The following is a 17222-nucleotide window of genomic DNA, read 5'->3' on the forward strand; positions in this document are numbered from 1 at the left end:
TTCCTCCTCAGTAGTCGTGGGTCATACTGGCACGCTGACGGGCGCGTTTATCACGCTCAACCTGTTCGAGCGTGTCACGTAACTGTCGGTCGAGTTGATGCCCCGGCGAAACGCCACCCGGCAGATTGATGTTGTATTCGCTTTTACTCTGGTCGATATAAGAGCGTCCCGCCGGTGCGGTAACGGGCTGGTAAGCCTGATAACCGCCATAGGTGCTGGTAGCCGGAATGTAGGAATTACCCTGCGTGGCGGCGTTGGTTTTGGCGGCGGTCTGGTCGAGACTGTCCGACTCTTTGTTGATGATGCCGAGCTTTTCGAGAAGCCAGTTGACACCGCTGCGCAGCTTGTTAAAAACATTGAGCGGAGCCATCAAGGCCGAGGCCAGTGCCTGACCAAAAATAACGCCGACATTTTTGCAGCTATCAAGCGTCTCCTGCGTGGCCTTGACCGGTGCAATCAGGTCTTTAAACCATTGCCAGACTCCGCGCAGCTTCTCACCGATGCCGTCAAAAATAGGTGCCAGTGGAGCGAACATTTCCCCGACAGGTGCAAAGGCACTCATGATGCCCTCAATCAACCCTGAGAAAAATGCGCTAATGGGTTCCCAGTATTTGCGGATGAGTAGCGCCCCGGCCACAATCGCCGCACCGACGGCCAGAATCGGCCAGGTAATCGCGCCCAGTGCCGTCACAATGGCACCACCTGTGACAGTAAAGACCGTCCCCAACAAGCCAGCAGCGGCAATAATGGCATTAATACCCATAACAACCGGCCACGCAACGAGGCCAATGCCGCCGATGACACCAATCAGTGCCAGCGCGCCACCGGCAATAATGCCGATAGTTGTCGCCAGACCTTTGTTTTTCTGGATCCAGCCGTCGAGCTTTAACACGTATTGTGTGGCGGTTTGGGTGAGTTTACGCAGCGAGCCCTCTTGCTGGTCAAAAAGGTCGGTACCGACAGCCTCATAAGCCGATTGGAACTCTTTAAAGTCGCCGCCGAGGTTATCCTGCATAACCTTAACCAGTTCCCCGGTTTTACCGTCTGACGCTTTCAGCGCGGCGGTTAGCTGGTCGAGCTTGCCGCTGGCCGCAGCCGCCATCAGCACATTAGCCGATGAGCTGGCTTCCTCGCCGAATATCGTTTTCATGTATTCGGCCTGCTGCCCGGTGCCGAGATTGTTGCGCTTAAAGCTGGCCTGCATTTCTTTCAAGATGGTAAATATCGGACGCGTATTGCCTTTGCTGTCTGAGGTTTTGACGCCCAACTCTTTGAGGGCATCCCATGCCTTGCCAGTCGGAGCCTGCAGGCGACTTAATACTGCACGGCTCCCGGTACCGGCCATCGAGCCTGTGATTTTTGCATCATGCAGAGCGCCCACCATTGCGGCAGTTTCTTCAATGCTGACACCGGCATTTTTTGCCACCGGTGCGGCATAGGTCATCGCATCACTGAGGCCGTCAAAGTCGGCAGCGGTTTTATTCATCACCGTAGACAGCACGTCGCCAATATGCGCAACCTTGTCATTGGATAGCTGAAACGCGGAGCGCATCCCCATCAGTAACGCGGCGTTTTCTTCCATTGTGCGACGGTTAGCAAGCGCCATATTCAGCGTGACTGGCGTTGTTGCCTGAATAGCGGCGGCATCACCACCACCTTTTGCGATAATAATCTGCGCACTGGCAGCATCGTCGGCAGAGGCGGCAGTGTTGTCGCCGAGCTGGCGCGCCTGTTTGCGTAACGCCTGCATTTCTGGCGACTGCTTATCGACCCCGAGCACAGCCTGCAGCTCGGAATTTTTCTGCGCAAAGTCGTAACCGGGCATCAGTAATTTAGCCCCGGCCATCGTTCCCGCCGTCGCGATACCGACCCCGGCAGCACCTGCTGCTGCCATGTTACCGGCAAGCTCCTTGCCTGACTGGTATCGGGCTTTCACCCGGCTTAATTTCGCCTGCTGCGCACTGACGCGTGCCAGTGCCTCACGCTGACGGTTAAGCTGCGCCGTCGTTTCACTGATGGAGGTTTTGAGCCGACGCTCATCGGCAGAGAGGGTACGGGTATTGATACCGGCCTGCATCAGCTCAGAGCGCTGACGCTGTACCGACGTTCTCAGGCCGTTGTATTTCGTCTGCAGCTCAGAGGCGGCACGCTTTGCCGCATCGAGTGCCTGCGCCTGCGCGCGGGTCGGACTGGTGGTGTTTTTAAACTGCACGGCCAGCTCACCGGCCTCGCGTTTCGCTTTCTCAAGCGACTGACTGGTCACGGCCAGTTGCGCGCTTGCCTTACGAAAGCCGTCGATTTTTGACGCCTGACCATTCAGGTCACGCAGCCCTTTTTGTGTGTCGCGAATATCACCCGACAGGGATTTACTCGCGGTCTGGATAGATTTAAGCGGTCTGGTCGCCTGGTCGACCGCTTTCAGCAAAACCTCAAGCCTCAGGTTATTACTCATTGTGGTTTCCGCTACGCTGCAGCGCCTTTTCGCGCCATGTGATGAGCTCTGTCAGGCTCAGGGAATAGAGCTCTGATGGCGACCAGTGGAATATCACTGCGATATCCGCCATCAGGTCATCGGTCGACAGGTCAGTCGGAAAGTCTATTCCGCCGAAGCCGGTGACAAAAAACCAATCACCTTAGCGGCCAGCGACAGCATATCGGGCAGGTTCATCGCGGTTAGTTCCTGTGCCGTTAGCGCGGGATAAGTCATGCGGGGCAGCACTTTAATCAGCGCATCGACTTCGGACTGCGCAACCGCCGCCAGACTGACGCCTCGCAGGGTACCGGCGTTCGGCTCAATCAGGGTGACTTTATCAATCGTCTGACCGGCGCGCTTAATCGGCTTGTCGAGGGTCACGACGTTCGGGTTTACGGTGTCAATTTCATTGCCAGCCGTATCAACAAATTCAGCGGTTTTGCGTGGTGCTTTTGCCATGATGTTTTTCTCTGCTCTGAAAGGGAGTTAATAACCGGACAGCAATGCTGACCGGTCAGGGAATTACAGCCCGATTGCGCGGCGGTGCTGTTCCAGACGGTCGACGCCGTTCACCTTCTCGACCATGTTGACGGTGTCGATTTCGATGATGTCGCTACCATCAATCGTGAGGCGGTAATAGGTGCAAATGGTCGACAGTTTGGTCGAGGTGTTTTCACCCTGCTTATTCTCGCCGCCGTCGATTTCTTTATGACGGCCACGCATGACCACCTCGACCGCCACGATTTCGCCGGTGTCGTCGCGCTGGTAAGAGCCAGCAAAGCGCAGCGGCACGGCATCAGCACCCGGCGCGGCGTACTGAGCCCACAGCGCCACATCAGGCAGACCACCGACAGCCCACTCGACGGTGAGTGCATCGTCGTCGAGGCCGAGGTCAATCGGTGCCGCGCCATTCATGCCGCCACCGCGATAGTTTTCGAGCTTGCGGGTCAGCTTCGGCAGCGTCACGGATTCAACAACGCCCATGTAGCTGAGGCCATCATTGAACATGTTCAGATATTTGAGTTTGCGGGGTAGTGCCATGTTGTCTCAGGCTCCTTAGCTGTTGACCGATTCGGCCAGATTCACCAGATATTTATCGGTGATACGCTGGCGCAGGGTCAGGCTTTCCAGTGGGGGAACCGGCGTATAGTCGTAGTCGATATACAGTTTTCCGGCCTTGAGGGTTTCCTTATCGTTCGATTCCTCGTCGAACCAGCATTCACCGTCCACGATGTAGCCATTTGATTTCAGCTCGCGGAATTTGGCGTTAATACCGTCGACAATGTCACGGATAAGCGATGCGGTGATGGGTTTATCGACCGCCCACATGTGCGCCTCAGCCATTGTGTCGGCCAGCACCTGCGCGGTACGGGTGTAGTTCTCAAACAGAAAAAGCGGGTCATCAGAGCAGGTGCGGTTACCCCAGAAGCGGAAACCATCCTTACGCACCAGAGTCGTGACCCCTGCCTCGTTGAGCAGGTCAGCATCGGTGCCGGATGCCTGCAAATCCCAGAAGACTGACGCACTGATGCCGGTGACACCCTGCACGCCGACGTTAGACAGCGTTTTGTGCCAGCCGATAGTCTGGTCGATGTAGGCACGCAGACCGAGTGCGCGAGCGGTGGCGTATGCCGTCGCGGTGGCGTTCGCGGTGGTATCCCATGCGAGGAAGTCAGGCCAGATGACCATCAGTTCGCGCTGGCTGAAATTCTCGCGATAGGCCATCGCCTCGGAAATGGTTTTACAGCCCCACGCACTGACATAACAAAATGCGCGTAGTTTGATAGCGGCTGACGCAAGTGCGACCGCCACCTCTTGCGTATCGAGACCCGGCACACCGAGAATGCGCGGCTTAACACCGGTGACCGCTTCGGCAGTCAACAGCGCCTTAATGCCAGTGTATTTACCATTCTCATCAGTGCCGCCGATGACGTTGGAAATAGTCTGCGCTTCCGCGTCCTCTCCGGTACCTTCGGCAACGCGTACGACTACAGTGACGGGTTTTGACTGGTCGGCGATAGCCTGCAGGGAAGCAGACAGCGTGCCTTTTTTACCGGCTTTCGCAATGGCGCTCTGCACATTGGTAATCAGTACCGGCTCATTGAGGGGAAATGTCGCGGCATCCGCATCGCTGGCCGTACAAACCATGCCGACAATTGCGGTTGCAACAGTGGAAATGACGCGGGTGCCGTCGTTAATTTCGAGCACCTGCACGCCGTGGTGAAAATCACTCATCCGGTTAACTCCGTGGTTAGTGGGCGAGTGTTATTGTCCCGTCAGGTCTGATAATGGGCTATTTGTCATCGTTCGCTAAGGGTTGGCACAACGACAGTCAGTTCGTCGACGCGGGAAATTTCTTGTACAGCGTAGATACTCCAACATCAAAAATCAGTGCTACACGTTTGCGTGATTCTCCGGCAGCAATCAACCGACCAGCCTGAGCCCACTCATCCATCGTTAACTTTGGTCGTCTTCCTCCAATTCGCCCCTGAGCGCGAGCTGCAGCCAGCCCGGCGCGAGTCCTCTCGACAATCAGTTCGCGTTCCATTTCTGCGAGAGCCCCCATGATATGAAAGAAAAAACGCCCCATCGGTGTCGAAGTGTCAATACTGTCGGTAAGGCTTCGAAAATTAACACCTCGCTGGCGAAGCTCCTCAGTCATTGAAACAAGGTGCCGCATGCTACGTCCAAGCCTGTCGAGCTTCCACACAACGAGTGTGTCGCCCTGATTAAGTCGCCTGAGCGCCCGGTTCAATCCTGGTCTGTTTGTTGATTTTCCGCTGATTTTATCTTCAAAAATAAGCTCACATCCTGAGCGCTCAAGCGCATCACGTTGCAAAGCCGTGTTCTGGTCATTTGTTGATACGCGCACATACCCAATAAGCATGGTTTTTCATTCCGTTAAAATGAGAAATCATGCCATCAGACTGATAAATATGCATTTTCAAAAACGTTCAATTGGGAGAAGCGGCAAGACGGGATGTCGGAACCGGCGCAAATCAGATCCCGGACATGGATAGTTTTTTGTGTAGTCTTGCGAGTAATGGGTATATGAAGTTCCCCGGCGGGTTAATTGTACAGTGGGCTAACGCCGGGCCATTGATGGGTAATAGTTCCGCTCTTTTGTCATTCCCGATCCCTTTTCCTAACCAGTTGTTGGTGGCGGTGCCCTACACCGGCTCAACCGTTGCCGCTCAAAATCTCGGAGTGTCAGTTAAATACGAGACAAGGCAATCAGTAACTTTATTCGCGTCCACGACCTCAACATCAACTTCATGCGGAGCAATCTCAATTGGATACTAAATTTTTTTATAGCTCGTCGGAGAACAGTTTTTATCCTGCTGATTTGCTGGAGAACTATGAAGCGGCAGGAACGTTACCCGATGACCTGATCGGTGTTGATGAGGATATTTTTTTGAAATTTACTCAGACGCCACCGGAAGGGAAAATACGTATTTGCGGAGAGAATGGACAACCCGCATGGGGGGATGTTCCTCCCCCAACAAATGAGGATATAGTGGCGGTCGTAGAAGCCAGAAAATTAAGCTTAAAGGCTCAAGCGGACTCTGAAATCGCCTGGCGACAGGATGCGGTTGATGCCGGTATCGCGACGGATGAGGAAACCGCCGCGCTTTCTGAATGGAAAAAATACCGGGTCTTGCTGATGCGTGTCGATACGGCAAAACCCGTATGGCCTACACCTCCGGGGGAACAGGCCAGCTAACATGCTCAGGGTCGGTTGTCACATCAACCGATTTCACATCGTTTTTATATGCCAGCCACGCCGACAATGTTGCTTTGTTGGCGTCGCTGATTTCTCCCAGCATTAATTCTGTACGCCAGTCGAGCATGGTTATATCAGCATGAGCCAGCAATTGCTGGCGAACTTGCTCAGCAGCAGCAATCCGTTCTTCACGTGTCAGAGGTGAAATATCTACCCATGCTGGGTGACCGTTTTTGCACCCCAATTGCTTTCCTTCTGGAGCACCGAAATTATATTTATCTCTGACAGAATCAGAGACCTCGATAACATCCGCTGGTAAATTTCCGTATCTCTGGTATTCATCCTTCATTTCTGATGGATAAAACCCTAATGTCGTAGGCGAAAATAAGTACATTTTATTTTCCTATGGCGATGAAGAAAGAACGGTTAGCGCTGCCGATATTGTATTTCGCATAAAATCGGGTCAGGCTGATATTGTCGTAAGATATTCCTGCAAACTGCCCAACGGTTGCCGCCGTGGTCGATATCATCACTCCTGGCACTACCGCGATAACTTCTTTTAAAAAGGGAACAGGGAAATTCACATATGCGCCATTTGAGTCAAAATTTGCATTAAATGCCTGAACGATATGCCCCGATGGGAGTTTCAGCCAATTATTACCGAAAGCGAAATTGCTCATATCAGGTATCTCGTTTTCACCGATTCCCACATCCCGTTTTGCCGCTTCTCCCAATTGAAGGTTTTTGAGAACCTCGGCCACCAATCCGGCATCGGCCATTTCTTTTAGTGCATTCTCAATCAGCGGGTATTGCGTATGCGGATTATCAACATTGACATGCTTTTTCATCAGGTCATCAGCATAGGTTTTCACCTCGATAACCTTATCGTCGACATACTTACGAGTTGCCAGCACAACCGACGGGTCGATTTTCAGGGTGATTGACGATGTGCTCGACACAATCAGAATCATGCGAATGGTTTGCGTGCGGCCGCTCCCCTCCTGCAGTTGCGGCTTGTAGGTCTCCGGGCAGTTCGCCACGGCAATCAGGATGCCGTCGTCATCGTAGAGACCAATCTCGCGGATCCAGAAACCTCCCTCATTCTCGGGAATAATCTGTTCTGCGATAATCTGGCTGGTATTGTCCGGGTCAACGGTCAGCAGGTTCAGCGGCGCGATGCGCTTCTGGTTGATGAGCTTCGTCTGCGCCGGGTCAGGGGTCGGCAACGTACCATTCGCGTCACCGACCGCCATCTGCGTCAGGTTCAGCTTAGTACCGAGTGCCGCCGCGTTCGCCAGCCGCGCCGCGCCCTGATTGGTCAGAATGGCAAAATATTTTGCGGTCATGCGTTCACTCTCAGGTTATCAATCAAATGGATGGCCGAGGCCGGGTAATATTCACCGCCGACGACAATTTCCTCGGGGGTGTAGGGGTAAACAGTCAGCGCGTCGCCGTCGTAACATCCCGCGCCGACATACAGCTCGCCGGTTGAGTTCAGGCTGATAGCCAGCCCGGTCAGGTGACGACTTGCTGGTTTGGCATCTTCAATCAGGCGCTCAAGCTCCTGATACATTTCGTCAGTGATGCCACTGTCGAGCACGCCGACAACAAGGCGGAATGTGCCTGGCTCCTCGTCGAGCTGCCACCACTCGCGCACCTCAATCAGAAAACCGAGCGGCTCAACCACCCGACGCAATGCGCTGATGGTGCCTTTGTGCTGATGGACGAAAAACGAGGACGCACAGACGCTGCGTTTTGTCGCCTCCGGCCACTTCTCATCCCACCGGTCGACCGACAGCGCCCACGCCAGATACGGCAGCAGGTTTACCGGACAGGTGCGCCAGTTCCAGAGGGTGCGCAGCAGTATCGGCACGCGCTGAATCTCAGAGAGCGCGGCAGCGGCAGCAACCTCCAGCGGTGATGAGCCAACGGGTAACAGCCGGTCACTCATCCGAACCCCCGATAGTTATCTGGTACTCGGTGCAGTTCGACGCCTGCGACTTACTCAGCACAATATCGGCCTGCGGCGATGCCAGCTCGACGCGCTGCACCCCTTCAACATGCAGCGCCGCATAAATGGCTGACAGGCGAATATCTCGCCCGAGTCGGTGCTGCGCACTGATGTAGCTCTGCAGCTTCTGCTCTGATGCCTGCCTGATGGGCTCAGACTCGGGGCCTGGGTAAACATAGAGTGTTGCGTCAATCTGGTACGGCACAATCTCGGCTGACTGGACGGTCACCCGGTCGGCCACCGGACGCACATCTTCGGCATTCAGCGCTTTATCAACAATCGCCAGTAAATCAGGGCTGGCGGTTCCGTCACCCTCTCGGGATAACACCGTAATCGTCACGCAGGCTGGCGACGGGCTTGCGACCGAAACGTCAGCGACCCTCCCGTCGGCGCTGCGACCGTGATACTCATATGCTCCGACCGGCCCCGCCACGCTCAAGCCCTCAAATGCCTGTTGCGTGCGCAGACGCAGGTCGGTATCTGATTCCATAACGGCAGGCGTCGGCGGGATGGTGGTGTCATCCGCCGGGGTGATGGTCAGGCGCTCGGTATTGTTGTTCCCGGCCACGACGTCGAGGTCGTTACCGGCGGAATAGGCCAGCGTTACCGCCTGCGCGGCTTCGTTCACCCGTTGACGCCAGATAACTTCACGGTAGGCATTTTCCTGCAGCAGCTTAACAATCGGCTCTGACTCAAGCGTCAGCGTCCGGGCAACGGCCTCCTGCTGGTCTTCGGGATAGAGCGAAATCAGCGTCGCAATGCGTTCCGCAAGGATGTTTTCATAGTCCAGTTCCTCAACCACATCGGGAACGGGTAACTGACTCAAGTCAACGGTTGCCATAGTGATTTAACTCAGTGAAACAGTGGTTGAAACTGACGCACCTGTATCGGTACGCATCCCGATAATATCGACATACATTTCGCCAGCGTCGCCGGTCTCAAAGCTAATGGCGGTAAGCCTGATGCGCGGTTCCCATTTCTGGATAGCCGAATAGCACGCCACCATAATTTGCAGCCTGAGCGCCGGGTTTTGCGGCATATCAATCAGCGCCGACAAGAGTGAGCCATATTCACGACGCATCACTCGCGAGCCGACCGGCGTCAGCAGAATGTCGCGCATGCTCTGGCTGATATGTTCGGTGTCGCTGATACCGAGGCCGGTATTGCGGTTCATACCCTGATAGCGCGCTGTCATTGAATCCCCCTTGTCCAGCTTCCACCGCTCTGCACATTGCCGTGGTCGTGGTCATCCACCTGCACGCCGTTCGAGATAAATTTCCCGCCGGTGTGCTCGATGTTCCCCGACATCTTCCCGCCTTTTTTAACTTCGAGCGTGCCGGTGGTCAGCTTGTTGGTACACACCACCTCGGGTGTATCGAGGGTTATGCGGGTTTCAGCCCTGACCAGCACCACCGGCACGGTGGCGGTAATAGAGTCTGACGCAGTGACGTCAGCGGTTTTGATACCGGATACAGTGAGCGCCCCGTTTTCTGGCTCGTACTCGATAATCGCCCCGTCAGGAAAGGCTACGTGAAAGGCATCAGGCGAGGCCGACGGCGCAGGATGGTCATCAGAGAAAATGCCAGGCAGCACAAAGGCGGTGTCCAGCTCGCCACCAATGGCAAGAATGAGCACCTGCTCACCAACGGAAGGTGCCCACCACACCCGCGAGCGACCGGCACGACAGGTCAGCCAGTTAAGCCAGGTGGTTTGCATCCCGCCGGTCTGGACGCGACAAAGCCCCTCAACGGATTCGACGTCGGTCACAATGCCTGTGCGGATAAGGTTGCGGATCGCCCGAGCGATTTCCTGCAGAGAAGTTAAATTGTTCATGGGGAAAGGATGCCGCTGGGCAAAGCCAGCGGCAATCGAGCGGGGTTTGGTGGACGATGAAACAACGATCATGCCCTGAATTTTAATCAACCACTTTTGCAAACAAAGTTCGACAAAAGTGGTAACTAACGTTGTATGTTGAGCTTAAGTTTCTAAAATTGCGTACACTATTGATTCAAGCCTCAACTGAACTTACATTAAAGTCATCTGAGCAGGAAATAAAGAACAAGAAGCCGAATGGGAAGGCATTCCTTTAAAAAAACACTTGCAGCACCATTCAATAACCCAAAAACTTCAGTTTTTAAAACAAGGATTACTCATGAACTCTACTGATTTTGATTCGTACATAAGTAATTTAATGGCTGAGTCAGGAGTCAAAAGTACACTAGAAATATTGACTATGAAGTCTCTTTTCATCGAGATGTTCTTTGATGAGCAGAAACTTAGCTCGGGAACAGCTTTTTTAGCGGCAAATGATACAACTTCTCACTGCGCCTTGATAACAAACAGGCATAACGTTACTGGGAGAAATCAAGATACAGATGAATGTCTTAGCAAGTTGTGCGCAACCCCAAACTACATTGTTATACATTTCCACAAAGGTGATTCACTTGGAGAGTGGCACAAAGTTAAATTACCATTATATAGAGATGACGGCACACCATATTGGATTGAGGACCCACTTCTCGGCGCTAAAGCAGATGTAATTGCTTTAAACCTAAAATGGGGAAGAGATGTTAACAAATTTGCATACTACATGAAAAATACCTTAGACCGAGACAACTTATATGTTGGGCCGTCAGATACAGTTAGTGTGATAGGATTTCCATTTGGGATAAGTAGCTCTGGAAAATATCCTGTATGGGCTACTGGTTTTATGGCTCAAGAATTACTTTTGATTACAAAGGAAAATCCAGTCTTTTTAATTGACTGCAGGGCAAGGCAAGGTCAGTCAGGTTCACCAGTAGTTGCTTACCGCGCAGGTGGATATAGAAAAATCGATGAAAACAAAATTAGCTCAGTTCTATCCGGCACACCGAAATGGGAGTTTTTAGGAATTTATAGCGGACGCATTAATAATGAATCAGATTTAGGAAGGGTATGGCATGCTTCTGTCATTGAGAGGATTTTAAATGCGGCAGAGAAAGACTATCAAGATAGACTTGCAAAATAAAAAGAGAAAAAGCCGGATTGATTTTACTTAAAGCACGAATGGAAGCCTTTATCACAATACATGATTAAGGCTTCCATTCCAGCAATTATTTCAACCATCAAAAAAAACAACATAAAAATCATTAATGATTTCACAATGGCATTGCAAACACTATTTCTCGACCAAAGCATTAATAGCAAACCCATTATACCAACAGTGTTATTTACCATATTAAATTACTCATTTAATATATTCGATAATAATCCCTTCAATTAGCTGCTTATCGCTTTGACCAATTCCAAGCAATTGCCGCTCCGCATACTCCACGTCTTGGCTGTTTGGGTTTGGCCGGTCTTTGAGCCCGTACTGATGCACCCGCGCCATGCGCTGCACCTTGCCAGTAAACTCCACCACCGCCGCACTGTCGCTGCCTTTGGCTTTCATAAAGCGATTAGTGCGCAGTCTGGCAAACATTTCGCGCTTAATGCGGCCTTTCTTGCTCCGCACCGGCTGGCGTTTTCGCGCGGCATACGGTGTGCCGTCGGGTGCCTGCTGGCGCCTGATGCGCTGTTGCTGACTGGTGCGCAGCTTTTTCGCAATATTCGCCGCCATTTGCCGACGCGCTGCCGGTGACAGGCTGGCAATCAGACCGGCAAGGCGTTCCTGCAGCACGGTTAACTCACTCATCCCACTGACTCACTAACTCACCGTTTGCATACATAGCAACCGGGCGCGTCACCAGCTCAGGCAGCGGCGGCTCTGGCGCATAACTGACATGCAGCGCACCGTCAACCTCTTTGACGAGCGTGCGCTCGGTGAGCCTCAGGCTGATACTGATATCGAGCGAATCGTCGTTATTGATATCAATAATCCAGGTGAATCCTTTTTCCCGCCCGTCGTCGGTGGTCATAATGTCCGGCTGATGTTCGCGCAGCCACGCCTGCACTGGCACGAATATCAAATCGAGGTCGCCGGTAAAGTCGGTCACCACCACGTTAAGCACGTACACCTTTTCAAACGACAGCGAGCTCGCCAGTCGGGAATCGGTATGGCCGTTGTCGGCAAACAGGCGCAGCATATCGGGGTTATTTCGAAGCTGCGGCACGGCGTTAATCAGCGCTTTGCGCAGGCTTTTGTGCTTCTGCATCGAGCTCATCCTGACAGTGTTTGACGGTTTTGACCTGTAGCGCGCAGGCGGTCAGCGCACCCTCAAGACGGCGGAGATCCGCGCTCAGGTCACCATTGGTTTTCGGGTCACTTCCCGGCATCGGGCAAAGGCTCACCCTCGGGCATCCACTGACCACAATCACCGGCGCTGGCGCAGGCGGTGCGGGTGTGCAACCGACGCACAACATCAGGCAGAGCAGCATTATGCCAGCGGCGAAAGGCTTCATTTTCATTAAGTAACCTCGTTATCGTCTGCTCACGGCGGCTGGCCCCTGCGCTTGCCTTTGCGAGCTGTTCGCGCAGTGCCACCTGCGCGGATTCATTACGTCGGGCAAGCTGACCGGAAACACTGAGCTGATTTTTCAGCATGCCAATCGTCGTCCTTTGTTCGCTCGCGACGCGGTTTGCCGTCTCAAAGGAGCGGGATAAATTGCCGTTCTCATGGCGCAACCACAGCAGCCCGAGCACGGCCAACACTAACAGCACGGCTAACACTTTCATCTCACCCCCTTCAGGCAATAAGCACGCTCGCGCTGACGTCGATTTTCAAGACCGGTGCTACGCTCCCCGTTGACGTACACCCAGCGGGTGAGCTGGTCGCATGCCTGCCGCCACTGATGACGCTTGATGTAAGAAACCAGCGTCGAGCGACAGGCCGCGCCGGTGCCGACGTTAAAAGAGAAACTGACCAGCGCGTCGTAAACCGGCTGCGGCATGGTGACCGGCACGCAGACTGCGAGACGGCGCTCGGTGTTCAGCACGTCAGCGACCAGATTTGCCGCCGCTTCGCGCTCGGTGATATCGCTTTTCGGCACCACCCCGGCAGTGTGGCCGATGCCTGACGTCCACACGCCCGCGCTGCACTGGTAAGGTGTCAGGCGACACCCTTCGAGGTCGGCAATCAGTGCCAGACCATCAGGCGAGGTATTCAGCAGACGAAAATCAGGCATCAGTGCTGCCAGCGCCAGCACTACGGCCACACTGCAACGTTTAACGATTGAGCTCACGGGTCACCCCTTTGTCGATTCCCATTTCGGTCAGATAGCGAAAGGTTTTACGCCGGTACCAGAAATTCACCGCCGCCGTGAAAATGGCGCACAGACTACCCACATACAGCGCCAGTTTTTCGGGCGACATAGCCCCGAAATACGCCAGCCCCACAGCCAGCCAGTAGGCGATAAACGTGGTAATTTTTTCCATACTCAGTCCCATAGGTTCAGGGTCTCCGCCGTGGGTGATGTTTCAACGTCTGGCAGGTCAATCGCCGTGCCATGCGGCAGAATGACACCCAGCTCAGACAGACCGGGATTAGCCTGCAGCACCGTCTCGACCACGCCCTCAGTGCGCCCGTAATACCGGGCGCAAAGCGCGTCGAGGGTGTCGCCCTGCATCGCGTAGACTTTCATCAGAGCTGACCCACGATACAGCGCGGCTTATCCTGCAGGCGCGAGACCGACCAGCGCATATCCCGCCACAGGTCATCAATGGTGGTTTCGACGCTGTCGGCTTTTTTGTCACCCTTGCCGGTGGCCTCAACCCCGCGATAACGCTCATACAGGGTGGCGGTCGCCATCGCCGTCACGGCGCTGAGGTAGTGGAAAACGCGCACATTCTCGCCGTCGATTTCCTCGGCGTCAGGCACGTCGGCTAGTTGCTTAAACCCGGCGGCAATCTGGCGCAGCCGGTAGTCGTAAAGCTCCGCATTGGTTTCCGCCATGCCGATTTTGATGGCGTTGCGCAGACGCGCATCGGAAACCGTCTGCTCAAGGCGCATCAGCTCGCGCACCCGCTTCGGATCCACATCAGGGAAAAAGAACGTGTTTTTAATCACTGCGTCGCCCTTCTCCGGTGCGGGAATCACCACGCCCGGTACGTCCTGCGGTTCGTCGGGCTGATTCAGTATTACTGTCGTCATGACAACCTCATTAGGTTGGGCGGTGGACGCCGGTCGCCGTCAGGGTCAAAACCCGCTTTGACCGGCGTGCCGCCCGGCTCGGGGAGCGTTCAGTTAACCGGCGATTTTTACCGCCTTTGGTGGACGTCCGCGCTGAGCCGCCGGTTTGGAGGCAGGTTTGCGCGTGCGCGGTTTAGTCGTTTTGCGGGTTACCGCCTCTGGCTTTGGCTTCAATGCGCGCTCCAGCCGCTCAATCTCTTTGCGTACACCGGCATTGCGGTCGAGCTGCATCGCACGCTGAAACTGCGCCAGCGCTTCGGCGTTCTGACCGACATCGCGCAGGGTCAGGCCGGTCACCTTATGCAGACGGGCGCGCACCATATCGGGAACGTCAGCGCCGTCGGTCAGGCTGAGGGTGGTCAGCAGTAATGCGAGGTCGACAGGCTCACCGGCATCGCGCAGGCGCAGTGCGGCAAGCGCCACCTCCTCAACCAGCATGTAAGGCGTGGTGCGGCGATGGTCTGAGGTGAGGCCGTATTTCAGCGCGTAGGGAGCAATCTCCAGCGCGCCAGCAACGTCACCGGCATCGAGACGCCACAGCATGACGGTCATCAGAATGTCATCCTGCGCACCACGGCCATCAGCCAGCACACCGGCAACCCACGGCGCATAGAACGGCAACAGCTCACGCTTTTTCGCGGCTTTCAGTTCGTTTGAACGAATGGTTTTTAACGTGCGGCGGTCATCGGCCAGCTTTACCAGCATCTGCTCGTAGGCGGTTGCGTGGCGCAGCGGGGCTTGTTCCCGCTGCGCGGCTTGAGAGGCCGAGACCCGCATCATGTGACGCTGTGCGGGGCTCGTCATGGGCTTACTCTCCGCTTTCCGGTGCTGCAGGTGCGGTGAAATCGCCCAGGGTGATGTTTTCCAGCAGACACCCGGCGGCATACGCCTCGACCACATAGTCGATGTTCATCGACTCGTAGTTTTCCACGCGGTCTTTTTTCGGGTTCTCATCAATGCTGCGGCGGTGGCTCTCATCCATGAAGTAGATAGAGAGGTTTTCCAGCGTGGTCACGAATACCGCATTCGCCGGGAAGTACGGCACGCGCACGGCTGGCAGGTTGCCGATGCGCTTCTGGCTGATGATGATATCCGCCGCGAGCGACTCAGTGTTTTCCTGCTGTTTGTTGACCAGTGGGAAATATTTGTCGGCCAGCAGCTTACGGCCAACGATGGCAACGAGTTTCGGGTCATCCTGATAAATCTCGTCAATCAGGGTGTTGGTACCGTCCATCACCAGCGCGTCGAGGTTCTCATAGTCGCCGTTCTTACCGACGCGAATCACGTCAGAAATAACGCTACCGTCCTCAGCGGTGATTTTGCTCATCACGCGCGCCGGTGCTTCGTTGCGGTACTTCTGCAGCCAGCCGACGGCCACATCCTGCAGCATCGGGTTTTTGCTGCGGTCTGAGGTATCAGCGCGGGTGATACCGTTGAACCCGGCCATGATGAAATCCAGTGCCTGACGCTGGACAATGGCGTCGCGGATGCGGCGCTGGAAGTCCTGAAAACGCGCCCACAGGTCGAGGCGTTTATAGGTCAGGTGGAAGTCAAAGTTAATCTGATTGCACTCGTACTTGTTGGACTCAAGCGCGGTGAAATCTGCGGTCTGGCGCTCGTTGTCGCCCGAGGTGTCGGTCGTGCTGGCGATGGTGCCGGTCACACCGACGCCGATTTTCTCGCCCTTCATTTCTGCGACCGGCAGAATGTTAATCGTCTGCAAGAATGCGGATGACGCCTGCACGGTGTTCATCAGCGTTTGCGTAACGGACGGCTCGACGGTGAATTTCTTGCTGACGTCATCAACGCTGATGCCGTTCAGTTTGGCGAGCTGGGTCAGATAGGCATTGAACTTAAAACGGGTTTCCTGACGCATAGTATTTCCTGTTTGAATTAATCGGTTAGTCACAGCATCGGGCGGGGTTGCCGCCCGGTTTCGGCTGCGGTATATCAGCAGTCGGTCAGCAGCTCATCGCCGCCACCGCCGCTGGCTTTTGTGCGTCGCGGCTGGCTGAAACTTTCGGTTTTGTCGAGGGTGGTTTTCAGGGCGGAAAATGCCTGGCTGGTTTCTTCAACCTTGCCGGTCAGTTCCTGTTTGAAAGTGGCAAACGCGGTTTCCATATCGGAAATGCGCTTATCCTGCGCGGTCAGATTAGTTTGCACATGCTCGCTGACGGTGGTCACCGCTTCATGCACATCATTCAGGCGCGCATCGTCGCTGACCTGCTTACGGCTGAAAATGGCTTTCACCTTATCGGCCAGGCTGTTGAGCACCGTGTCTGGAACGTCTTCAAATTCCAGCTCGGCCAGCGTGGCAACGGAAAAGACGTTTTCAGGGTTGGCCTTAAAGCGCTGCAGCGGGTTGTGCTTCGCGTTGCGACAAAATTCGAGGTATTCAGTGCCGAGGCTCGCCGGGTCATCGGTGACAGCAAGGCCGACGAGGTAGCATTTGCCTGTATTGGCAAAATTCGGCTGAATCTCCATTGAGGTGTAGACCTTCTGCAATTTTTTATTCATCGCAATCAGGTCGTCGGTCGGGGTGATTCTGGCGAACAACGCCCATTTGCCGTTAAGCGCAGAATCGTCGTCAATCTTCTCGGCTTTCAGTTCGACCACATCGCCTAAGCGTTTGAAGTCGCCATCGGGAAAGAGGCCGCGAATGTGCTCAAGGTTAATGCGGCAACCGTAGACGCGAGGGTCAAACGATTCGGCAATTTCATGAATATCATTACCGCTGATAATGCGACCGTCGCAGGTGTCACCCTCGACGCCGATGCGAAAGAATTTTGAGACTTTTTTTGCCATTGTCAGGAGTCCTGAGGTTGGGGTTACTGGTCAACGCCAGTTTCCAGACTCAGGACACACCAGACCACCAATGACGACTGGACAACCGCCCACACAACAGCA

The 17222-nt window shown here is 54.5% G+C and carries 26 protein-coding genes; 3 read left to right on the forward strand and 23 right to left on the reverse strand.

Translation table 11 applies throughout. The features are described from left to right. Positions 1 to 7 precede the first annotated feature (7 nt). From I6L53_RS19220 to I6L53_RS19245, 6 genes are all read right to left on the reverse strand, one after another. Entirely contained in the window at positions 8 to 2452 is a 2445-nt protein-coding gene (locus I6L53_RS19220) for a phage tail tape measure protein (protein ID WP_042324334.1), read from the reverse strand. Continuing rightward, positions 2445 to 2564, reverse strand: a complete 120-nt coding sequence (locus I6L53_RS19225; RefSeq protein WP_001630833.1) for a GpE family phage tail protein — start codon at positions 2562 to 2564, stop codon at positions 2445 to 2447. Before I6L53_RS19225 ends, I6L53_RS19220 begins: the two co-directional genes overlap by 8 nt. A gap of 32 nt (positions 2565 to 2596) precedes the next feature. Then, positions 2597 to 2932 (reverse strand): phage tail assembly protein, encoded by a 336-nt coding sequence (locus I6L53_RS19230; protein ID WP_032448432.1) that lies wholly within the window; start codon positions 2930 to 2932, stop codon positions 2597 to 2599. 63 nt (positions 2933 to 2995) lie between these two features. Then, a complete protein-coding gene (locus tag I6L53_RS19235) occupies positions 2996 to 3514 on the reverse strand; it encodes a phage major tail tube protein (RefSeq protein WP_042324336.1) in 519 nt (172 codons plus the stop codon). 15 nt (positions 3515 to 3529) lie between these two features. Then, positions 3530 to 4708 (reverse strand): phage tail sheath protein, encoded by a 1179-nt coding sequence (locus I6L53_RS19240; protein WP_042324338.1) that lies wholly within the window; start codon positions 4706 to 4708, stop codon positions 3530 to 3532. A 97-nt stretch (positions 4709 to 4805) separates the two neighbouring features. Continuing rightward, positions 4806 to 5360, reverse strand: a complete 555-nt coding sequence (locus I6L53_RS19245) for a recombinase family protein (RefSeq protein ID WP_042324340.1) — start codon at positions 5358 to 5360, stop codon at positions 4806 to 4808. Between the two features lie 215 nt (positions 5361 to 5575). Between I6L53_RS19245 and I6L53_RS23850 the strand changes: the two genes are divergently transcribed. Continuing rightward, on the forward strand, positions 5576 to 5776 hold the full coding sequence (locus I6L53_RS23850) for a gp53-like domain-containing protein (protein WP_420914405.1): 201 nt from the start codon (positions 5576 to 5578) through the stop codon (positions 5774 to 5776). Beyond that, positions 5766 to 6197, forward strand: coding sequence for a tail fiber assembly protein (locus I6L53_RS19250; RefSeq protein WP_042326298.1), 432 nt, complete (start codon positions 5766 to 5768; stop codon positions 6195 to 6197). Before I6L53_RS23850 ends, I6L53_RS19250 begins: the two co-directional genes overlap by 11 nt. Here the strand turns inward: I6L53_RS19250 and I6L53_RS19255 are convergent. The 6 genes from I6L53_RS19255 to I6L53_RS19280 are packed head-to-tail and all read right to left on the reverse strand — an operon-like array spanning position 6169 to position 10041. Beyond that, entirely contained in the window at positions 6169 to 6591 is a 423-nt protein-coding gene (locus I6L53_RS19255; protein WP_052425435.1) for a tail fiber assembly protein, read from the reverse strand. The genes I6L53_RS19250 and I6L53_RS19255 overlap by 29 nt on opposite strands. Before the next feature lies 1 nt (position 6592). Continuing rightward, on the reverse strand, positions 6593 to 7543 hold the full coding sequence (locus tag I6L53_RS19260) for a phage tail protein (RefSeq protein WP_247751667.1): 951 nt from the start codon (positions 7541 to 7543) through the stop codon (positions 6593 to 6595). Then, positions 7540 to 8148: a phage tail protein I gene (locus tag I6L53_RS19265; RefSeq protein WP_042325392.1), complete on the reverse strand. Its 609-nt coding sequence runs from the start codon at positions 8146 to 8148 to the stop codon at positions 7540 to 7542. Before I6L53_RS19265 ends, I6L53_RS19260 begins: the two co-directional genes overlap by 4 nt. Then, the gene (locus tag I6L53_RS19270) at positions 8141 to 9049 is read right to left on the reverse strand and encodes a baseplate assembly protein (RefSeq protein ID WP_042325390.1); all 909 of its coding nucleotides are present in this window, start codon (positions 9047 to 9049) and stop codon (positions 8141 to 8143) included. The genes I6L53_RS19265 and I6L53_RS19270 overlap by 8 nt, the downstream gene beginning before the upstream one ends. Before the next feature lie 6 nt (positions 9050 to 9055). Continuing rightward, on the reverse strand, positions 9056 to 9403 hold the full coding sequence (locus I6L53_RS19275) for a GPW/gp25 family protein (RefSeq protein ID WP_042325387.1): 348 nt from the start codon (positions 9401 to 9403) through the stop codon (positions 9056 to 9058). Further along, entirely contained in the window at positions 9400 to 10041 is a 642-nt protein-coding gene (locus tag I6L53_RS19280) for a phage baseplate assembly protein V (RefSeq protein WP_042325385.1), read from the reverse strand. The genes I6L53_RS19275 and I6L53_RS19280 overlap by 4 nt, the downstream gene beginning before the upstream one ends. A gap of 319 nt (positions 10042 to 10360) precedes the next feature. Between I6L53_RS19280 and I6L53_RS19285 the strand changes: the two genes are divergently transcribed. Beyond that, positions 10361 to 11215: a trypsin-like serine peptidase gene (locus I6L53_RS19285; RefSeq protein WP_198034317.1), complete on the forward strand. Its 855-nt coding sequence runs from the start codon at positions 10361 to 10363 to the stop codon at positions 11213 to 11215. 219 nt (positions 11216 to 11434) lie between these two features. Here I6L53_RS19285 and I6L53_RS19290 read toward each other — a convergent pair whose 3' ends face one another. The 11 genes from I6L53_RS19290 to I6L53_RS19335 form a co-directional block, all read right to left on the reverse strand. Continuing rightward, positions 11435 to 11881, reverse strand: coding sequence for a phage virion morphogenesis protein (locus I6L53_RS19290; protein ID WP_042325381.1), 447 nt, complete (start codon positions 11879 to 11881; stop codon positions 11435 to 11437). Next, positions 11874 to 12341: a phage tail protein gene (locus I6L53_RS19295; protein ID WP_042325379.1), complete on the reverse strand. Its 468-nt coding sequence runs from the start codon at positions 12339 to 12341 to the stop codon at positions 11874 to 11876. The genes I6L53_RS19290 and I6L53_RS19295 overlap by 8 nt, the downstream gene beginning before the upstream one ends. Further along, a complete protein-coding gene (gene lysC / locus I6L53_RS19300) occupies positions 12304 to 12564 on the reverse strand; it encodes an Rz1-like lysis system protein LysC (RefSeq protein ID WP_232231115.1) in 261 nt (86 codons plus the stop codon). The genes I6L53_RS19295 and lysC overlap by 38 nt, the downstream gene beginning before the upstream one ends. After that, a complete protein-coding gene (lysB, locus tag I6L53_RS23670) occupies positions 12449 to 12862 on the reverse strand; it encodes an Rz-like lysis system protein LysB (protein WP_042325375.1) in 414 nt (137 codons plus the stop codon). Before lysB ends, lysC begins: the two co-directional genes overlap by 116 nt. Further along, positions 12859 to 13368 carry a lysozyme gene (locus tag I6L53_RS19305; RefSeq protein ID WP_042325373.1) on the reverse strand — a complete coding sequence of 170 codons (510 nt, stop codon included), beginning with the start codon at positions 13366 to 13368 and terminating at the stop codon, positions 12859 to 12861. Before I6L53_RS19305 ends, lysB begins: the two co-directional genes overlap by 4 nt. Next, positions 13352 to 13573 carry a phage holin family protein gene (locus I6L53_RS19310; protein WP_001437784.1) on the reverse strand — a complete coding sequence of 74 codons (222 nt, stop codon included), beginning with the start codon at positions 13571 to 13573 and terminating at the stop codon, positions 13352 to 13354. Before I6L53_RS19310 ends, I6L53_RS19305 begins: the two co-directional genes overlap by 17 nt. Then, positions 13564 to 13767 (reverse strand): tail protein X, encoded by a 204-nt coding sequence (locus I6L53_RS19315; protein WP_042325371.1) that lies wholly within the window; start codon positions 13765 to 13767, stop codon positions 13564 to 13566. Before I6L53_RS19315 ends, I6L53_RS19310 begins: the two co-directional genes overlap by 10 nt. Beyond that, positions 13767 to 14276: a head completion/stabilization protein gene (locus I6L53_RS19320; protein ID WP_042325368.1), complete on the reverse strand. Its 510-nt coding sequence runs from the start codon at positions 14274 to 14276 to the stop codon at positions 13767 to 13769. Before I6L53_RS19320 ends, I6L53_RS19315 begins: the two co-directional genes overlap by 1 nt. Before the next feature lie 93 nt (positions 14277 to 14369). Continuing rightward, the gene (locus tag I6L53_RS19325; RefSeq protein WP_042325366.1) at positions 14370 to 15119 is read right to left on the reverse strand and encodes a phage terminase small subunit; all 750 of its coding nucleotides are present in this window, start codon (positions 15117 to 15119) and stop codon (positions 14370 to 14372) included. 4 nt (positions 15120 to 15123) lie between these two features. Next, the gene (locus tag I6L53_RS19330) at positions 15124 to 16191 is read right to left on the reverse strand and encodes a phage major capsid protein, P2 family (protein ID WP_042325364.1); all 1068 of its coding nucleotides are present in this window, start codon (positions 16189 to 16191) and stop codon (positions 15124 to 15126) included. A 74-nt stretch (positions 16192 to 16265) separates the two neighbouring features. Next, positions 16266 to 17120: a GPO family capsid scaffolding protein gene (locus I6L53_RS19335; RefSeq protein ID WP_042325362.1), complete on the reverse strand. Its 855-nt coding sequence runs from the start codon at positions 17118 to 17120 to the stop codon at positions 16266 to 16268. Positions 17121 to 17222: the final 102 nt, after the last annotated feature.

The organism is Citrobacter farmeri (assembly GCF_019048065.1).
GTDB classification, from domain to species: domain Bacteria; phylum Pseudomonadota; class Gammaproteobacteria; order Enterobacterales; family Enterobacteriaceae; genus Citrobacter_A; species Citrobacter_A farmeri.